Below are 14,259 nucleotides of genomic sequence, written 5' to 3' on the forward strand. Positions count from 1 at the left end.
AATAATAAGTTTTTTTTAATAACTATTATGATGACAGCAATAATAATTTTGATGATAATAGTTGCTTCTCTGTTTTTTGCATTCTTTTTAAAATAATATTTCCCCACAATCTTAAATATTAATGTATAATTTACTGTAATACTTATCAAGGGTTATAGAGAAAGATAAGTATATAATTTCACTTTTATATTATTAGTAGGTTGGCACCTAATTTAAAAGTTACCAATTAAGGTAACTTTTTTTGTTTATATTATTAAATTTTACGGACTTCTCCCCACATGTACTTGTGGAGGGAATAATGAAACTGAATGAATTCAACAATGCTTTTCAAACTGAACAGCAATGTCTTGCATATATAGCAAATTTGAAAGAAAACAAATGTATTAGGTGTTTTAATTTTAATTTGAATACTTCTGATTTAAAAAGGGCTTTTCTCCCTTTATGTACTATTTTAATTTTATCACATAAATGCTGAGAAAAGCCTATCTACGGACTTCTCCCCACATTTTTAAATCAAACATAGAATTACAGTTTCAAAACTAGGTATCTTGTTGAATTTATATGCAGCTTCTTTAGCATATAAATGAACATGATGTTTTGCAACTTTGATATGTGTTTTAAATGTTCTTCTTATATGTTTTCAAACTGATTCAATTTGGTTGGTATTTACACCAATTTTTGAAACATAGCCATCTTGATGGTTAACTGTTTCATGCTTAGTGAAAACTGATTTAAAATCGCAATATCCTTTTCAAGAATCAGTATATACAAGACATTTTGAAGAAATGTGGTTTTTTGCAAACTGCAAAAGATTTTTACTCTTTGCGTTTTTCAATACTTTCACAATTAAATTATTGGTTGTTTTTTGATAAATGCCAACAATCAAGGTTTTATTCACCAAGGATCTTCCTTGTTTTTTAAAACCCATATGTGAAAGATACATTTCATCAATTTGCACTGTACCTTCAACAATAAATTGAGGTTTTTGTTTTGCAATACGTGTTCTGATTTTATGAGTCATTCTTCAAGCAGTTTTCAAAGTCACTCCCAATTCTTTTGCAATATCTGTTGATGGAATTCCATGTTTGGTGTTTATTCATCTAAAGATAAGATAAAACCAAGATGTTAAAGATGTTTGTGACCTTGAAAATATGGTGCCTGTGAGAATGCTAAATGTTTGATTACATTTTAAACATCTCATTCTTTTTAAATCAGAAGTATTCAAATTAAAACTAAAACACCTAATACATTTGTTTTCTTTCAAATTTGCTATATATGCAAGACATTGCTGTTCAGTTTGAAAAGCATTGTTGAATTCATTCAGTTTCATTATTCCCTCCACAAGTACATGTGGGGAGAAGTCCGTTAAAAAGAATGAGATGTTTAAAATGTAATCAAAAATTTAGCATTCTTACAGGCACCATATTTTCAAGGTCACAAACATCTTTAACATCTTGGTTTTATCTTATCTTTAGATGAATAAACACCAAACATGGAATTCCATCAACAGATATTGCAAAAGAATTGGGAGTGACTTTGAAAACTGCTTGAAGAATGACTCATAAAATCAGAACACGTATTGCAAAACAAAAACCTCAATTTATTGTTGAAGGTACAGTGCAAATTGATTAAATGTATCTTTCACATATGGGTTTTAAAAAACAAGGAAGATCCTTGGTGAATAAAACCTTGATTGTTGGCATTTATCAAAAAACAACCAATAATTTAATTGTGAAAGTATTGAAAAACGCAAATAGTAAAAATCTTTTGCAGTTTGCAAAAAACCACATTTCTTCAAAATGTCTTGTATATACTGATTCTTGAAAAGGATATTGCGATTTTAAATCAGTTTTCACTAAGCATGAAACAGTTAACCATCAAGATGGCTATGTTTCAAAAATTGGTGTAAATACCAACCAAATTGAATCAGTTTGAAAACATATAAGAAGAACATTTAAAACACATATCAAAGTTGCAAAACATCATGTTCATTTATATGCTAAAGAAGCTGCATATAAATTCAACAAGATACCTAGTTTTGAAACTGTAATTCTATGTTTGATTTAAAAATGTGGGGAGAAGTCCGTAGATAGGCTTTTCTCAGCATTTATGTGATAAAATTAAAATAGTACATAAAGGGAGAAAAGCCAAATTTTAGGAAATGTTTAGTAATCTGTGTAACTTACAAAAATAACTATGTTTAATTAATTCTAGTAAATATAATTAAATGACTAGAAAGAGTGAGTTACAGATGGCTAAAAAAGATAACTTTAATAATAATCATCCAATATCAAAAGCAGTAGATTTATTACTAGAAAATACTGAAGATTTAACAACAGTTTTTAAACCTGGCGGTTTATATAAAGAATTAACAAAAAGATTAGTTGAAAAAATGTTGAATTCTGAAATGCAAAATTATTTAGGATATGAAAAAAATCAACATAGTACTACTGAAAATGCTCGTAATGGTACAAGTTCAAAAAAATTAATAACTCAACAAGGTAAAATTGAAATTGATGTACCAAGAGATCGCAATAGTAATTTTACTGCTGTAATAGTTCCTAAAAGGCAAAGAAGATTTGATGGTTTTGATCAACAAGTTCTTTCCTTGTATGCAAAAGGAATGACATTATCTGACATTAGAATGCAGTTGCAAGAGTTATATCATGGTGCTGATATTAGTGAAAGTGTTATTAGTCAAATTACTGATGATGTTATTGATGATGTTAAAGCATGACAAAATCGACCATTAGAAAGTATTTATCCTATTGTTTATTTTGATTGTATAGTAGTTAAAGTACGACAAGATAAACGGATTATTAACAAATCAGTTTATATAGCATTAGGAGTTGATTTAGAAGGCAAAAAAGATGTTTTAGGATTATGAATTAGTGAAAATGAAGGTTCTAAGTTTTGATTATCTAATTTCACAGAAATGAAAAATCGTGGCTTAAATGATATTCTTATTGCTTGTAGTTATAATTTAACAGGCATGTCAGAAGCAATACAATCAGTTTATCCTAAAACAGAACATCAATTATGCATTGTTCATCAAATTAGAAATAGTTTAAAATATGTTTCATACAAACATCGAAAAGGTCTAGTTGCAGATTTAAAACCAATTTATAGTGCATGTAGTGAAGAACAAGCAATGCAAGCTTTAGAATCGTTTGAAAGTAAATGAAATAAACAATATCCTCAAATTACTAAATCTTGATATAAAAATTGAGATAATTTAATGGTTTTTATTAGTTATCCAGTAGAAATCAAAAGAGTGATTTATACTACAAATGCTATTGAATCTGTTAATAGTCAATTACGAAAAATCATCAGAAATAAAAAAGTTTTTCCTAATGATATGGCAGTTTTCAAAATATTTTACTTGGCAATTGAAAATATAACAAAAAAATGAACATTGCCTATTCAAAATTGAAATACAGCAATTGCTCATTTTATGATAAAATTTGAAGATAGAATTAATCTAAACTAGTACTTTATAAAACAAAGATACACAGATTATTAAAAAGCCTCAAATTTTAATTATAAACTTGTTATATTACTTGTAGAAAAATTAGGTTTATTATCAATTGGTAAATGTTGTTCATGATTAATAGATTTTGTAAACTCATCAGTTCATTTAGTTACATTTTTAAGTTCATTTTTTTCTTCAAAAATTTCTCTTCTTTTTCTATCATTAGGATTTGAAATTTGAGTTTCAAATGTATCATCATTATATAATCTAATTCCATTTCCAAGTTTCACAGAGCATTCAAGAGATGATTCAGAAGCTCATCAATTACAGTATTGTGATGCACCTATTTTTAAATAATAATTATCATCCTCTCAATATCAAGTTAAACCAAATCTTTGATGAACTGCTATTTTCGCTGATAAATAATTATCATCAAATTTTTGTAAACTGTTGTCTATAGAATAGTCATTACTTTTTGTGTTTTCAATTATTTTATGAAATTTATTATTTCTACTTTTCATAAAATAGTCAAGATCATATGTATTTTCTGGTTTATGATTTGCTGGATTACCATCATAAATTCAAGAACCTCATTGTGTTTTAACACCTCAACCATTAGAATAAACATCACCCAAAAATTCTAATTTTTCATAATTATCAACGGGATTAATTTTTTTTAGGTTTCAATCAATTTTATCATAATTATTTTGTGTACTAACGTCAGGTTTGAAATTCATGTTTCAATTATTATTACTTTTTAAATAATATAGTTTTATTTCTTTCTCTAGATTAGAACTTTTTATCTTAGAATCAAATAATCCTTCTGCATATACAGAATCTTTATAAGATATATTTATATGGTCTGTATTTATATAAAAAATTTCTTCTTTTTTTGTTGTTACAAAATTTTTATTATTTTTTAATATTGATATAGAACTTATTTCATCATCAATATTATTTACTTTAAAAACAAAGTCTTTTCTGTGAATTAAATAAAGTCCTTCTGTAGTCCCAACATAAACATCTCCTACTTTTAAATTTTTGCCTTTTTTGTTTTCATCTAAAACTTGTATTGTTGTTACTTTGCCTTTGATATTTACTTTATTGGGTTTTATTTCATCTGTAGATAAACTATAAAGCTCTCCTTTATTATTCAAAAAATAATCAGTTAATTTATTTATATTTGTTCAATTTTGGTCATAACATATTAATTCTTCCATTCTTTTTATTCGACGATTACATTGATTCAAATACTCTAGAAATCTTCAAGAAAATATAGCTACCATTATTCTTAATGGCTGAGGATTACTTCAATTAATAGGCACACGATTACGATTATTTAAAAATGATAAAAAATTTTCTACTAAATTTCTTATATCTGTGTTTGAATTTTCTCTTAGAAATTGAGCAGATTCTTGTGTACTCCTATCTCAATTTGTTACAATTGGTTGAAAGAAATCTCAATTTCTTCCTTGAGCAACTATTTGATTAGGATGATTGTAATTTGGAATATAATGATTAGAAACCATTTGTATTCTATTTAAATCATCAAAATCTATAATAAAATTAGGATTATAACTATTTCTAATTGCTGATTGAACTGTTGGAAATCGCATACTTTCTGATGTAATTAAAGGAATAGTAATAATACTATTTCTAACTTCTCTATTATTATAAATATTATTAATATCTCTTACTATTCTTTCTCAATTAAAATTACCAGAATGTTCAAGTGAAATATAGTTTCCATCAAAATTTAAATTAATATTATTATTAACATCATTTATATAATTTGTAACATTTTGCAAACTAGCATCAGAGAAATATCTATATGAATGATTAATTATATATCCTTGTAAATATAAATCTATTGAACGATAAACTCATCTCATTGACCCAGTAATTTCATTTTCTTCATTTACAAGATTAACAGTTATAGTAAAATAATTATATGGTGAATTTTGATTTATAAAACTAAACATAGGAAGATTTATATTGGAATTATTTTCATTAATATGAAATATAATATTCTGTCTCTGCAGTTGACTATTGATTTGATTTAACTGATTAAAAAAAACAATTGGATTATTTGAAATTTCTAAAATAATTGTTGTTTGGAAAATTTTTGGTTGATTTTGTCTTTTATATCTATTTCTACTTTTTTGATGACGATGTTTGTGATGTTGATTATATGTAGTTAAATTAGTATTTCATAATGATAAATTTAGTTCTTGATTTTCTAAAAATGATATATTAGTAGTATTTTTGCTAACTCAATCTTTAATCTTTTTATTATCAATTGACTTAGCATATATACCTTCACTTTTAGAATTAAAAAGTGGTGCAGATAATAATCACATTTTAAATCAATAACTTGGATTAAAATACTTCATAATTTTATACCTCTTTATTTTAAACATAAAAACTCATTTACTTTATTTTAAAGTAAATGAGTTAAAAACTTATATTAAGTTTGATTTTATTCTACACCATTATTTTTTTTATATTTGTTTAAACTTTTTTATTTTTATAATATTCTTTTATTTCTTTTACTTTATTATTAAATTGTTTCTTATGAAAATAACACATATTAAAAAAATGCTCTGTACTACTTTCTATATCTAAAGTTTTTAAAGTAAGTAATATTTTACTATTACAACCTTTAACAATACATTTAAGTAATACTTTTTCTTGTTTTTGCATTAATTATCTTCCTTTTTACAATTACATAAATTAATTGATATATTTAATTGTTTTAATTTTTTTAAATTTTCTGATGATTCAATAATTGCATTTTTTGTAAAAATATCCATTTCAAATTCTATTTTCATTATTTATTTTCCTTATTTAAATAATATCAACCAATTAATAAACTATCTGCTTCATCATGATTATTAATATTAATATTTCATTCATATTTTTCATTTAAATAAAAACATATATCTTCACTTATTTTTTTATTTCAATTTTTTAAAGAAATATTAGTAATATTATTATCTATATATCATTTCTTTCATGAAGAAGGACTTATTAACATATTTTTTGTTAATAATTTAGGCTTTTCTCCCTTTATGTACTATTTTAATTTTATCACATAAATGCTGAGAAAAGCCTATCTACGGACTTCTCCCCACATTTTTAAATCAAACATAGAATTACAGTTTCAAAACTAGGTATCTTGTTGAATTTATATGCAGCTTCTTTAGCATATAAATGAACATGATGTTTTGCAACTTTGATATGTGTTTTAAATGTTCTTCTTATATGTTTTCAAACTGATTCAATTTGGTTGGTATTTACACCAATTTTTGAAACATAGCCATCTTGATGGTTAACTGTTTCATGCTTAGTGAAAACTGATTTAAAATCGCAATATCCTTTTCAAGAATCAGTATATACAAGACATTTTGAAGAAATGTGTTTTTTTGCAAACTGCAAAAGATTTTTACTCTTTGCGTTTTTCAATACTTTCACAATTAAATTATTGGTTGTTTTTTGATAAATGCCAACAATCAAGGTTTTATTCACCAAGGATCTTCCTTGTTTTTTAAAACCCATATGTGAAAGATACATTTCATCAATTTGCACTGTACCTTCAACAATAAATTGAGGTTTTTTTTTGCAATACGTGTTCTGATTTTATGAGTCATTCTTCAAGCAGTTTTCAAAGTCACTCCCAATTCTTTTGCAATATATGTTGATGGAATTCCATGTTTGGTGTTTATTCATCTAAAGATAAGATAAAACCAAGATGTTAAAGATGTTTGTGACCTTGAAAATATGGTGCCTGTGAGAATGCTAAATGTTTGATTACATTTTAAACATCTCATTCTTTTTAAATCAGAAGTATTCAAATTAAAATTAAAACACCTAATACATTTGTTTTCTTTCAAATTTGCTATATATGCAAGACATTGCTGTTCAGTTTGAAAAGCATTGTTGAATTCATTCAGTTTCATTATTCCCTCCACAAGTACATGTGGGGAGAAGTCCGATAATTTATTAAATTGTCCTGCAATAAAGGCTCTTAAATGTTCTTGTGTTTCATAACCAATACCATTTTTTGAATGAAAAGTATGGATGGGTTACACTTTATTGGACACTAATTACATAGACAAGTGAACAAAGAAAGGAACTATAATTATGGCCAATATTAACTCATATACCGATGAATTTAAAAAACAAATAGTAGCTTTATATCAAAGTGGCAAATCAGTATCTTGCCTTGTTAAAGAATATAATGTTACAAGAGCAGCTACTTACAATTGAATTAAGCAATTTACTAATTCAGGTAGTTTTAAAACTAAAGATAATCGTTCTGTTGAAGAAAATGAATTAATTAAATTAAGAAAAGAATTAAAACAATTAAGAATGGAAAATGATATTTTAAAGCAAGCAGAACTAATAATAGGCAGAAAGTAGAGATTATTGCAAATAATAAATCTAAATATAAAATTCGCACAATGTGTCATTTTTTAAAACTCTCTAAATCAACATATTATTTTAATTTAAAGAAAAAAAATAAAATTCAAAGGCTTTTCTCCCTTTATGTACTATTTTAATTTTATCACATAAATGCTGAGAAAAGCCTATCTACGGACTTCTCCCCACATTTTTAAATCAAACATAGAATTACAGTTTCAAAACTAGGTATCTTGTTGAATTTATATGCAGCTTCTTTAGCATATAAATGAACATGATGTTTTGCAACTTTGATATGTGTTTTAAATGTTATTCTTATATGTTTTCAAACTGATTCAATTTGGTTGGTATTTACACCAATTTTTGAAACATAGCCATCTTGATGGTTAACTGTTTCATGCTTAGTGAAAACTGATTTAAAATCGCAATATCCTTTTCAAGAATCAGTATATACAAGACATTTTGAAGAAATGTGGTTTTTTGCAAACTGCAAAAGATTTTTACTCTTTGCGTTTTTCAATACTTTCACAATTAAATTATTGGTTGTTTTTTGATAAATGCCAACAATCAAGGTTTTATTCACCAAGGATCTTCCTTGTTTTTTAAAACCCATATGTGAAAGATACATTTCATCAATTTGCACTGTACCTTCAACAATAAATTGATGTTTTTGTTTTGCAATACGTGTTCTGATTTTATGAGTCATTCTTCAAGCAGTTTTCAAAGTCACTCCCAATTCTTTTGCAATATCTGTTGATGGAATTCCATGTTTGGTGTTTATTCATCTAAAGATAAGATAAAACCAAGATGTTAAAGATGTTTGTGACCTTGAAAATATGGTGCCTGTGAGAATGCTAAATGTTTGATTACATTTTAAACATCTCATTCTTTTTAAATCAGAAGTATTCAAATTAAAATTAAAACACCTAATACATTTGTTTTCTTTCAAATTTGCTATATATGCAAGACATTGCTGTTCAGTTTGAAAAGCATTGTTGAATTCATTCAGTTTCATTATTCCCTCCACAAGTACATGTGGGGAGAAGTCCGAATTCAAAATAATATTTATGAACAAGCTGTTATTAGTGCTTTTAAAAAAAATAAAGAAGTTTATGGTACTAGAAGATTAAAAGTCATTCTAGAAAACCAAGAAATTTATTTATCAAGACGAAAAATTAAAGAAATTATGAATAAACATAATTTAATATCAAAATACACTAAATTATCATTCAAAAATTATCATAATAAAGTCAATGATAGTCAAATAACCAATCTTGTTAATAGAAAATTTAATAATAGAGTTAAAAATGAAGTTATTGTTAGTGATTTAACTTATGTTCAAGTAAATGGTAAGTGAAACTATATTTGTTTATTAATTGACCTATTTAACCGCGAAATAATTGGACATAGTGTAGTTACTAAAAAAGATGCATCATTAGTATATCAAGCATTTATGCACTCAAATCGCTGTTTAAAAGATATTCAAATATTTCATAGTGATCGCGGTAATGAATTTAATAATAAAATTATTGATAAACTTTTACTAGCATTCAATATTAATCGCTCTTTAAGCAAAAAAGGTTGTCCTTATGATAACGCTGTTGCTGAAGCAACCTTTAAAACTTTCAAAACCGAATTTATTAATGATAAAAATTTTACATCATTAATCCAATTAAAATTAGAATTATTTGATTACATCAATTGATATAACAACATAAGAATTCACGGCACTTTAAACTACTTAACTCCAGTTAATTATCAAAAACAAATGTCTACCAAAAAATAGTCCTAAAAAGGGTTGCCATTCCAGTACCACGTTCCATTAATAAATTATATTTATTCATATCTATTAAATAACTTATTTGTTTTTGTATTTTTTCTCAATCATAATTATAATTTTTAAAACTATAACTATTTATTCAAATTGGTTTTTTATTTTCTCATAATGTAAAACCTGTATTTTTTATACTTGGGTCTACTGAAAGTAAATAATTATTCATAATTTCTATACTCATTTTTATTATTATTTTTTAAATTTTTAAATCTTTCACGAATTTCTTTAAATTTATCAAATAAAATTTTTAAATAATTTTCACCCATCAAGATTAAAAAATCTTTATTATTACTTGGATTTAATCTTTCCATATCTTCTCTTATACATTCATCAAATAAAACTGTATTTGTAATCATATATTTTTCAAAATAATCTAATTGTTTTTCACTTGGTTCTCATTTTTCATTTTGTATTTTTACATTATTAATATAATTATTTTGTTGCTTATTATTTTGAATTAAATTAACATTATCATTATCTGGGTCAAGTTCATCTTCACTTAATAAAAGTAAATTCATTAAAAAATATCTATAAGCATAAGTTTCTGCACTACCTTTTGCTTTTGCTATATCTGTATTTTTAGCACAAGCTAATATATCAAAATATTTTATTTCTTTATCATTATCTAAATCAATAATTGTATATCTTTTAAAATAAGTTATTTCTACTTCTTTAGTATCTAAATAATTTATTTTTCTATCAGTTGTTAATATATCTTCATGTGTAATAACAATATTTAATTCTTTACATAATAATTTAAATTTATTAAAAATATCACTTAATAATCAATATTTATAATTTCCAAATTTATTAAAACCATTTTTAGGTGTACTACCAATTTCTAATTGTAATTTAAGTATTTTTTTATATAAATTATTCATTATAATCACTCTTTCTATTTATTTATTGCTTTTTTAATTAAACTTCTTATAAAACCATTAATTTTCATATTTTTTTCTTCACAAATTTCTTTTAATTTTTCATAATCTTTTTCAGTAAATCTTAAATGAATAATAATTTGTTTAATCATTAAATCTTCTGGTTTCTTTTTAGGTGCTGCTACCATATTTATTCACTACTTTCTTTTTGCATAAATAATTCTTTAATTCTTTCACCATATTTACCACTTTCAATATCTTTAAAAAATATTTGTAAATCATTTTTAATATCTTGAAAACCTTTATTTTGCATATTATTACACTCCTTGGAATGGCAACCTTTTTTAGGACTATTTTTTGGTAGACATTTGTTTTTGATAATTAACTGGAGTTAAGTAGTTTAAAGTGCTGTGAATTCTTATGTTGTTATATCAATTGATGTAATCAAATAATTCTAATTTTAATTGGATTAATGATGTAAAATTTTTATCATTAATAAATTCGGTTTTGAAAGTTTTAAAGGTTGCTTCAGCAACAGCGTTATCATAAGGACAACCTTTTTTGCTTAAAGAGCGATTAATATTGAATGCTAGTAAAAGTTTATCAATAATTTTATTATTAAATTCATTACCGCGATCACTATGAATTGGATGGGTTACACTTTATTGGACACTAATTACATAGACAAGTGAACAAAGAAAGGAACTATAATTATGGCCAATATTAACTCATATACCGATGAATTTAAAAAACAAATAGTAGCTTTATATCAAAGTGGCAAATCAGTATCTTGCCTTGTTAAAGAATATAATGTTACAAGAGCAGCTACTTACAATTGAATTAAGCAATTTACTAATTCAGGTAGTTTTAAAACTAAAGATAATCGTTCTGTTGAAGAAAATGAATTAATTAAATTAAGAAAAGAATTAAAACAATTAAGAATGGAAAATGATATTTTAAAGCAAGCAGCACTAATAATAGGCAGAAAGTAGAGATTATTGCAAATAATAAATCTAAATATAAAATTCGCACAATGTGTCATTTTTTAAAACTCTCTAAATCAACATATTATTTTAATTTAAAGAAAAAAAATAAAATTCAAAATAATATTTATGAACAAGCTGTTATTAGTGCTTTTAAAAAAAATAAAGAAGTTTATGGTACTAGAAGATTAAAAGTCATTCTAGAAAACCAAGAAATTTATTTATCAAGACGAAAAATTAAAGAAATTATGAATAAACATAATTTAATATCAAAATACACTAAATTATCATTCAAAAATTATCATAATAAAGTCAATGATAGTCAAATAACCAATCTTGTTAATAGAAACTTTAATAATAGAGTTAAAAATGAAGTTATTGTTAGTGATTTAACTTATGTTCAAGTAAATGGTAAGTGAAACTATATTTGTTTATTAATTGACCTATTTAACCGCGAAATAATTGGACATAGTGTAGGTACTAAAAAAGATGCATCATTAGTATATCAAGCATTTATGCACTCAAATCGCTGTTTAAAAGATATTCAAATATTTCATAGTGATCGCGGTAATGAATTTAATAATAAAATTATTGATAAACTTTTACTAGCATTCAATATTAATCGCTCTTTAAGCAAAAAAGGTTGTCCTTATGATAACGCTGTTGCTGAAGCAACCTTTAAAACTTTCAAAACCGAATTTATTAATGATAAAAATTTTACATCATTAATCCAATTAAAATTCGAATTATTTGATTACATCAATTGATATAACAACATAAGAATTCACGGCACTTTAAACTACTTAACTCCAGTTAATTATCAAAAACAAATGTCTACCAAAAAATAGTCCTAAAAAGGGTTGCCATTCCAATGAAATATTTGAATATCTTTTAAACAGCGATTTGAGTGCATAAATGCTTGATATACTAATGATGCATCTTTTTTAGTACCTACACTATGTCCAATTATTTCGCGGTTAAATAGGTCAATTAATAAACAAATATAGTTTCACTTACCATTTACTTGAACATAAGTTAAATCACTAACAATAACTTCATTTTTAACTCTATTATTAAAGTTTCTATCAACAAGATTGTTTATTGGACTATCGTTAACTTTGTTATTATGATTTTTGTATGATAATTTAGTGTATTTTGATATTAAATTATGTTTATTCATAATTTCTTTAATTTTTCGTCTTGATAAATAAATTTCTTGGTTTTCTAGAATGACTTTTAATCTTCTAGTACCATAAACTTCTTTATTTTCTTTAAAAGCACTAATAACAGCTTGTTCATAAATATTATTTTGAATTTTATTTTCTTTTTTCTTTAAATTAAAATAATATGTTGATTTAGAGAGTTTTAAAAAATGACACATTGTGCGAATTTTATATTTAACTTTATTTTTGACAATAATTTCTATTTTCTGCCTATTATTAGTGCTGCTTGCTTTAAAATATCATTTTCCATTCTTAATTGTTTTAATTCTTTTCTTAATTTAATTAACGGACTTCTCCCCACATGTACTTGTGGAGGGAATAATGAAACTGAATGAATTCAACAATGCTTTTCAAACTGAACAGCAATGTCTTGCATATATAGCAAATTTGAAAGAAAACAAATGTATTAGGTGTTTTAGTTTTAATTTGAATACTTCTGATTTAAAAAGAATGAGATGTTTAAAATGTAATCAAACATTTAGCATTCTCACAGGCACCATATTTTCAAGGTCACAAACATCTTTAACATCTTGGTTTTATCTTATCTTTAGATGAATAAACACCAAACATGGAATTCCATCAACAGATATTGCAAAAGAATTGGGAGTGACTTTGAAAACTGCTTGAAGAATGACTCATAAAATCAGAACACGTATTGCAAAACAAAAACCTCAATTTATTGTTGAAGGTACAGTGCAAATTGATGAAATGTATCTTTCACATATGGGTTTTAAAAAACAAGGAAGATCCTTGGTGAATAAAACCTTGATTGTTGGCATTTATCAAAAAACAACCAATAATTTAATTGTGAAAGTATTGAAAAACGCAAAGAGTAAAAATCTTTTGCAGTTTGCAAAAAACCACATTTCTTCAAAATGTCTTGTATATACTGATTCTTGAAAAGGATATTGCGATTTTAAATCAGTTTTCACTAAGCATGAAACAGTTAACCATCAAGATGGCTATGTTTCAAAAATTGGTGTAAATACCAACCAAATTGAATCAGTTTGAAAACATATAAGAAGAACATTTAAAACACATATCAAAGTTGCAAAACATCATGTTCATTTATATGCTAAAGAAGCTGCATATAAATTCAACAAGATACCTAGTTTTGAAACTGTAATTCTATGTTTGATTTAAAAATGTGGGGAGAAGTCCGTAGATAGGCTTTTCTCAGCATTTATGTGATAAAATTAAAATAGTACATAAAGGGAGAAAAGCCTTAATTAATTCATTTTCTTCAACAGAACGATTATCTTTAGTTTTAAAACTACCTGAATTAGTAAATTGCTTAATTCAATTGTAAGTAGCTGCTCTTGTAACATTATATTCTTTAGCAAGGCAAGATACTGATTTGCCACTTTGATATAAAGCTACTATTTGTTTTTTAAATTCATCGGTATATGAGTTAATATTGGCCATAATTATAGTTCCTTTCTTTGTT

The 14,259-nt window shown here is 24.9% G+C and carries 23 protein-coding genes and 1 pseudogene; 8 read left to right on the plus strand and 16 right to left on the minus strand.

Annotation, left to right across the window (positions count from 1 at the left end; translation table 4 throughout):
- Positions 1–298 precede the first annotated feature (298 nt).
- Positions 299–523, plus strand: coding sequence for a hypothetical protein (locus AACL02_RS03380; RefSeq protein WP_339042795.1), 225 nt, complete (start codon positions 299–301; stop codon positions 521–523).
- Here AACL02_RS03380 and AACL02_RS03385 read toward each other — a convergent pair.
- Entirely contained in the window at positions 509–1,330 is an 822-nt protein-coding gene (locus tag AACL02_RS03385; RefSeq protein WP_281748407.1) for an IS1595 family transposase, read from the minus strand. The genes AACL02_RS03380 and AACL02_RS03385 overlap by 15 nt on opposite strands.
- Between AACL02_RS03385 and AACL02_RS03390 the strand changes: the two genes are divergently transcribed.
- The 3 genes from AACL02_RS03390 (at position 1,276) to AACL02_RS03400 (ending at position 3,490) form a co-directional block, all read left to right on the plus strand.
- Positions 1,276–1,632, plus strand: coding sequence for a hypothetical protein (locus AACL02_RS03390; RefSeq protein WP_339042796.1), 357 nt, complete (start codon positions 1,276–1,278; stop codon positions 1,630–1,632). The genes AACL02_RS03385 and AACL02_RS03390 overlap by 55 nt on opposite strands.
- Complete coding sequence (locus tag AACL02_RS03395) at positions 1,633–2,067, plus strand: IS1595 family transposase (protein ID WP_339042797.1); 435 nt, start codon at positions 1,633–1,635, stop codon at positions 2,065–2,067.
- Positions 2,068–2,251: 184 nt separating this feature from the next.
- The gene (locus tag AACL02_RS03400) at positions 2,252–3,490 is read left to right on the plus strand and encodes an IS256 family transposase (protein WP_339043537.1); all 1,239 of its coding nucleotides are present in this window, start codon (positions 2,252–2,254) and stop codon (positions 3,488–3,490) included.
- A gap of 50 nt (positions 3,491–3,540) precedes the next feature.
- Here AACL02_RS03400 and AACL02_RS03405 read toward each other — a convergent pair whose 3' ends face one another.
- From AACL02_RS03405 to AACL02_RS03430, 6 genes are all read right to left on the minus strand, one after another.
- Positions 3,541–5,865, minus strand: a complete 2,325-nt coding sequence (locus tag AACL02_RS03405; RefSeq protein WP_339042798.1) for a ribosome-inactivating family protein — start codon at positions 5,863–5,865, stop codon at positions 3,541–3,543.
- 118 nt (positions 5,866–5,983) lie between these two features.
- Complete coding sequence (locus AACL02_RS03410) at positions 5,984–6,175, minus strand: hypothetical protein (protein WP_339042799.1); 192 nt, start codon at positions 6,173–6,175, stop codon at positions 5,984–5,986.
- Entirely contained in the window at positions 6,175–6,303 is a 129-nt protein-coding gene (locus tag AACL02_RS03415; RefSeq protein ID WP_338977469.1) for a hypothetical protein, read from the minus strand. Before AACL02_RS03415 ends, AACL02_RS03410 begins: the two co-directional genes overlap by 1 nt.
- Entirely contained in the window at positions 6,303–6,509 is a 207-nt protein-coding gene (locus tag AACL02_RS03420) for a hypothetical protein (RefSeq protein ID WP_339042800.1), read from the minus strand. Before AACL02_RS03420 ends, AACL02_RS03415 begins: the two co-directional genes overlap by 1 nt.
- Positions 6,510–6,610: 101 nt before the next feature.
- Positions 6,611–7,060 (minus strand): IS1595 family transposase, encoded by a 450-nt coding sequence (locus AACL02_RS03425; RefSeq protein WP_339042801.1) that lies wholly within the window; start codon positions 7,058–7,060, stop codon positions 6,611–6,613.
- Positions 6,949–7,431, minus strand: a complete 483-nt coding sequence (locus AACL02_RS03430) for a hypothetical protein (RefSeq protein WP_339042802.1) — start codon at positions 7,429–7,431, stop codon at positions 6,949–6,951. The genes AACL02_RS03425 and AACL02_RS03430 overlap by 112 nt, the downstream gene beginning before the upstream one ends.
- A gap of 184 nt (positions 7,432–7,615) precedes the next feature.
- On the opposite strand from AACL02_RS03430, the gene AACL02_RS03435 reads away from it, so the two are divergent.
- Positions 7,616–7,894 (plus strand): transposase, encoded by a 279-nt coding sequence (locus AACL02_RS03435; protein WP_339042803.1) that lies wholly within the window; start codon positions 7,616–7,618, stop codon positions 7,892–7,894.
- Between the two features lie 193 nt (positions 7,895–8,087).
- Here the strand turns inward: AACL02_RS03435 and AACL02_RS03440 are convergent, their stop codons facing one another.
- Positions 8,088–8,903, minus strand: coding sequence for an IS1595 family transposase (locus AACL02_RS03440; protein ID WP_339043539.1), 816 nt, complete (start codon positions 8,901–8,903; stop codon positions 8,088–8,090).
- 24 nt (positions 8,904–8,927) lie between these two features.
- On the opposite strand from AACL02_RS03440, the gene AACL02_RS03445 reads away from it, so the two are divergent.
- Positions 8,928–9,680 (plus strand): IS3 family transposase, encoded by a 753-nt coding sequence (locus AACL02_RS03445; protein WP_339042804.1) that lies wholly within the window; start codon positions 8,928–8,930, stop codon positions 9,678–9,680.
- Here the strand turns inward: AACL02_RS03445 and AACL02_RS03450 are convergent.
- The 5 genes and pseudogenes from AACL02_RS03450 to AACL02_RS03470 all read right to left on the minus strand — a co-directional run.
- The gene (locus AACL02_RS03450; RefSeq protein ID WP_339042805.1) at positions 9,667–9,894 is read right to left on the minus strand and encodes a hypothetical protein; all 228 of its coding nucleotides are present in this window, start codon (positions 9,892–9,894) and stop codon (positions 9,667–9,669) included. The genes AACL02_RS03445 and AACL02_RS03450 overlap by 14 nt on opposite strands.
- Complete coding sequence (locus AACL02_RS03455; protein WP_339042806.1) at positions 9,887–10,609, minus strand: ERF family protein; 723 nt, start codon at positions 10,607–10,609, stop codon at positions 9,887–9,889. Before AACL02_RS03455 ends, AACL02_RS03450 begins: the two co-directional genes overlap by 8 nt.
- 14 nt (positions 10,610–10,623) lie before the next feature.
- Positions 10,624–10,758: a hypothetical protein gene (locus tag AACL02_RS03460; RefSeq protein ID WP_339042807.1), complete on the minus strand. Its 135-nt coding sequence runs from the start codon at positions 10,756–10,758 to the stop codon at positions 10,624–10,626.
- 38 nt (positions 10,759–10,796) lie between these two features.
- Entirely contained in the window at positions 10,797–10,919 is a 123-nt protein-coding gene (locus AACL02_RS03465) for a hypothetical protein (protein ID WP_339042808.1), read from the minus strand.
- Positions 10,920–10,956: 37 nt separating this feature from the next.
- Positions 10,957–11,250: pseudogene (locus AACL02_RS03470) on the minus strand (IS3 family transposase); the annotation flags it as partial.
- 69 nt (positions 11,251–11,319) lie between these two features.
- Here AACL02_RS03470 and AACL02_RS03475 point away from each other — a divergent pair.
- A protein-coding gene (locus AACL02_RS03475; RefSeq protein WP_422397807.1) for an IS3 family transposase occupies positions 11,320–12,437 on the plus strand; the annotation gives its coding sequence in 2 pieces (ribosomal slippage) (positions 11,320–11,590 and positions 11,590–12,437; 1,119 coding nt in all).
- Between the two features lie 2 nt (positions 12,438–12,439).
- On the opposite strand, the gene AACL02_RS03480 is transcribed toward AACL02_RS03475, so the two are convergent.
- Positions 12,440–12,970: an IS3 family transposase gene (locus AACL02_RS03480; RefSeq protein ID WP_339042809.1), complete on the minus strand. Its 531-nt coding sequence runs from the start codon at positions 12,968–12,970 to the stop codon at positions 12,440–12,442.
- 41 nt (positions 12,971–13,011) lie between these two features.
- Positions 13,012–13,188 (minus strand): hypothetical protein, encoded by a 177-nt coding sequence (locus AACL02_RS03485; protein ID WP_339040681.1) that lies wholly within the window; start codon positions 13,186–13,188, stop codon positions 13,012–13,014.
- On the opposite strand from AACL02_RS03485, the gene AACL02_RS03490 reads away from it, so the two are divergent.
- Complete coding sequence (locus AACL02_RS03490) at positions 13,134–13,955, plus strand: IS1595 family transposase (RefSeq protein ID WP_281748407.1); 822 nt, start codon at positions 13,134–13,136, stop codon at positions 13,953–13,955. The two genes, AACL02_RS03485 and AACL02_RS03490, sit on opposite strands and share 55 nt — an antisense overlap.
- On the opposite strand, the gene AACL02_RS03495 is transcribed toward AACL02_RS03490, so the two are convergent.
- Positions 13,941–14,237 carry a transposase gene (locus tag AACL02_RS03495; RefSeq protein WP_339041697.1) on the minus strand — a complete coding sequence of 99 codons (297 nt, stop codon included), beginning with the start codon at positions 14,235–14,237 and terminating at the stop codon, positions 13,941–13,943. The two genes, AACL02_RS03490 and AACL02_RS03495, sit on opposite strands and share 15 nt — an antisense overlap.
- Between the last annotated feature and the right edge of the window lie 22 nt (positions 14,238–14,259).

The organism is Spiroplasma endosymbiont of Apeira syringaria, assembly GCF_964020205.1.
In the GTDB taxonomy this organism is placed as follows: domain Bacteria; phylum Bacillota_I; class Bacilli_A; order Mycoplasmatales; family VBWQ01; genus Spiroplasma_E; species Spiroplasma_E ixodetis_A.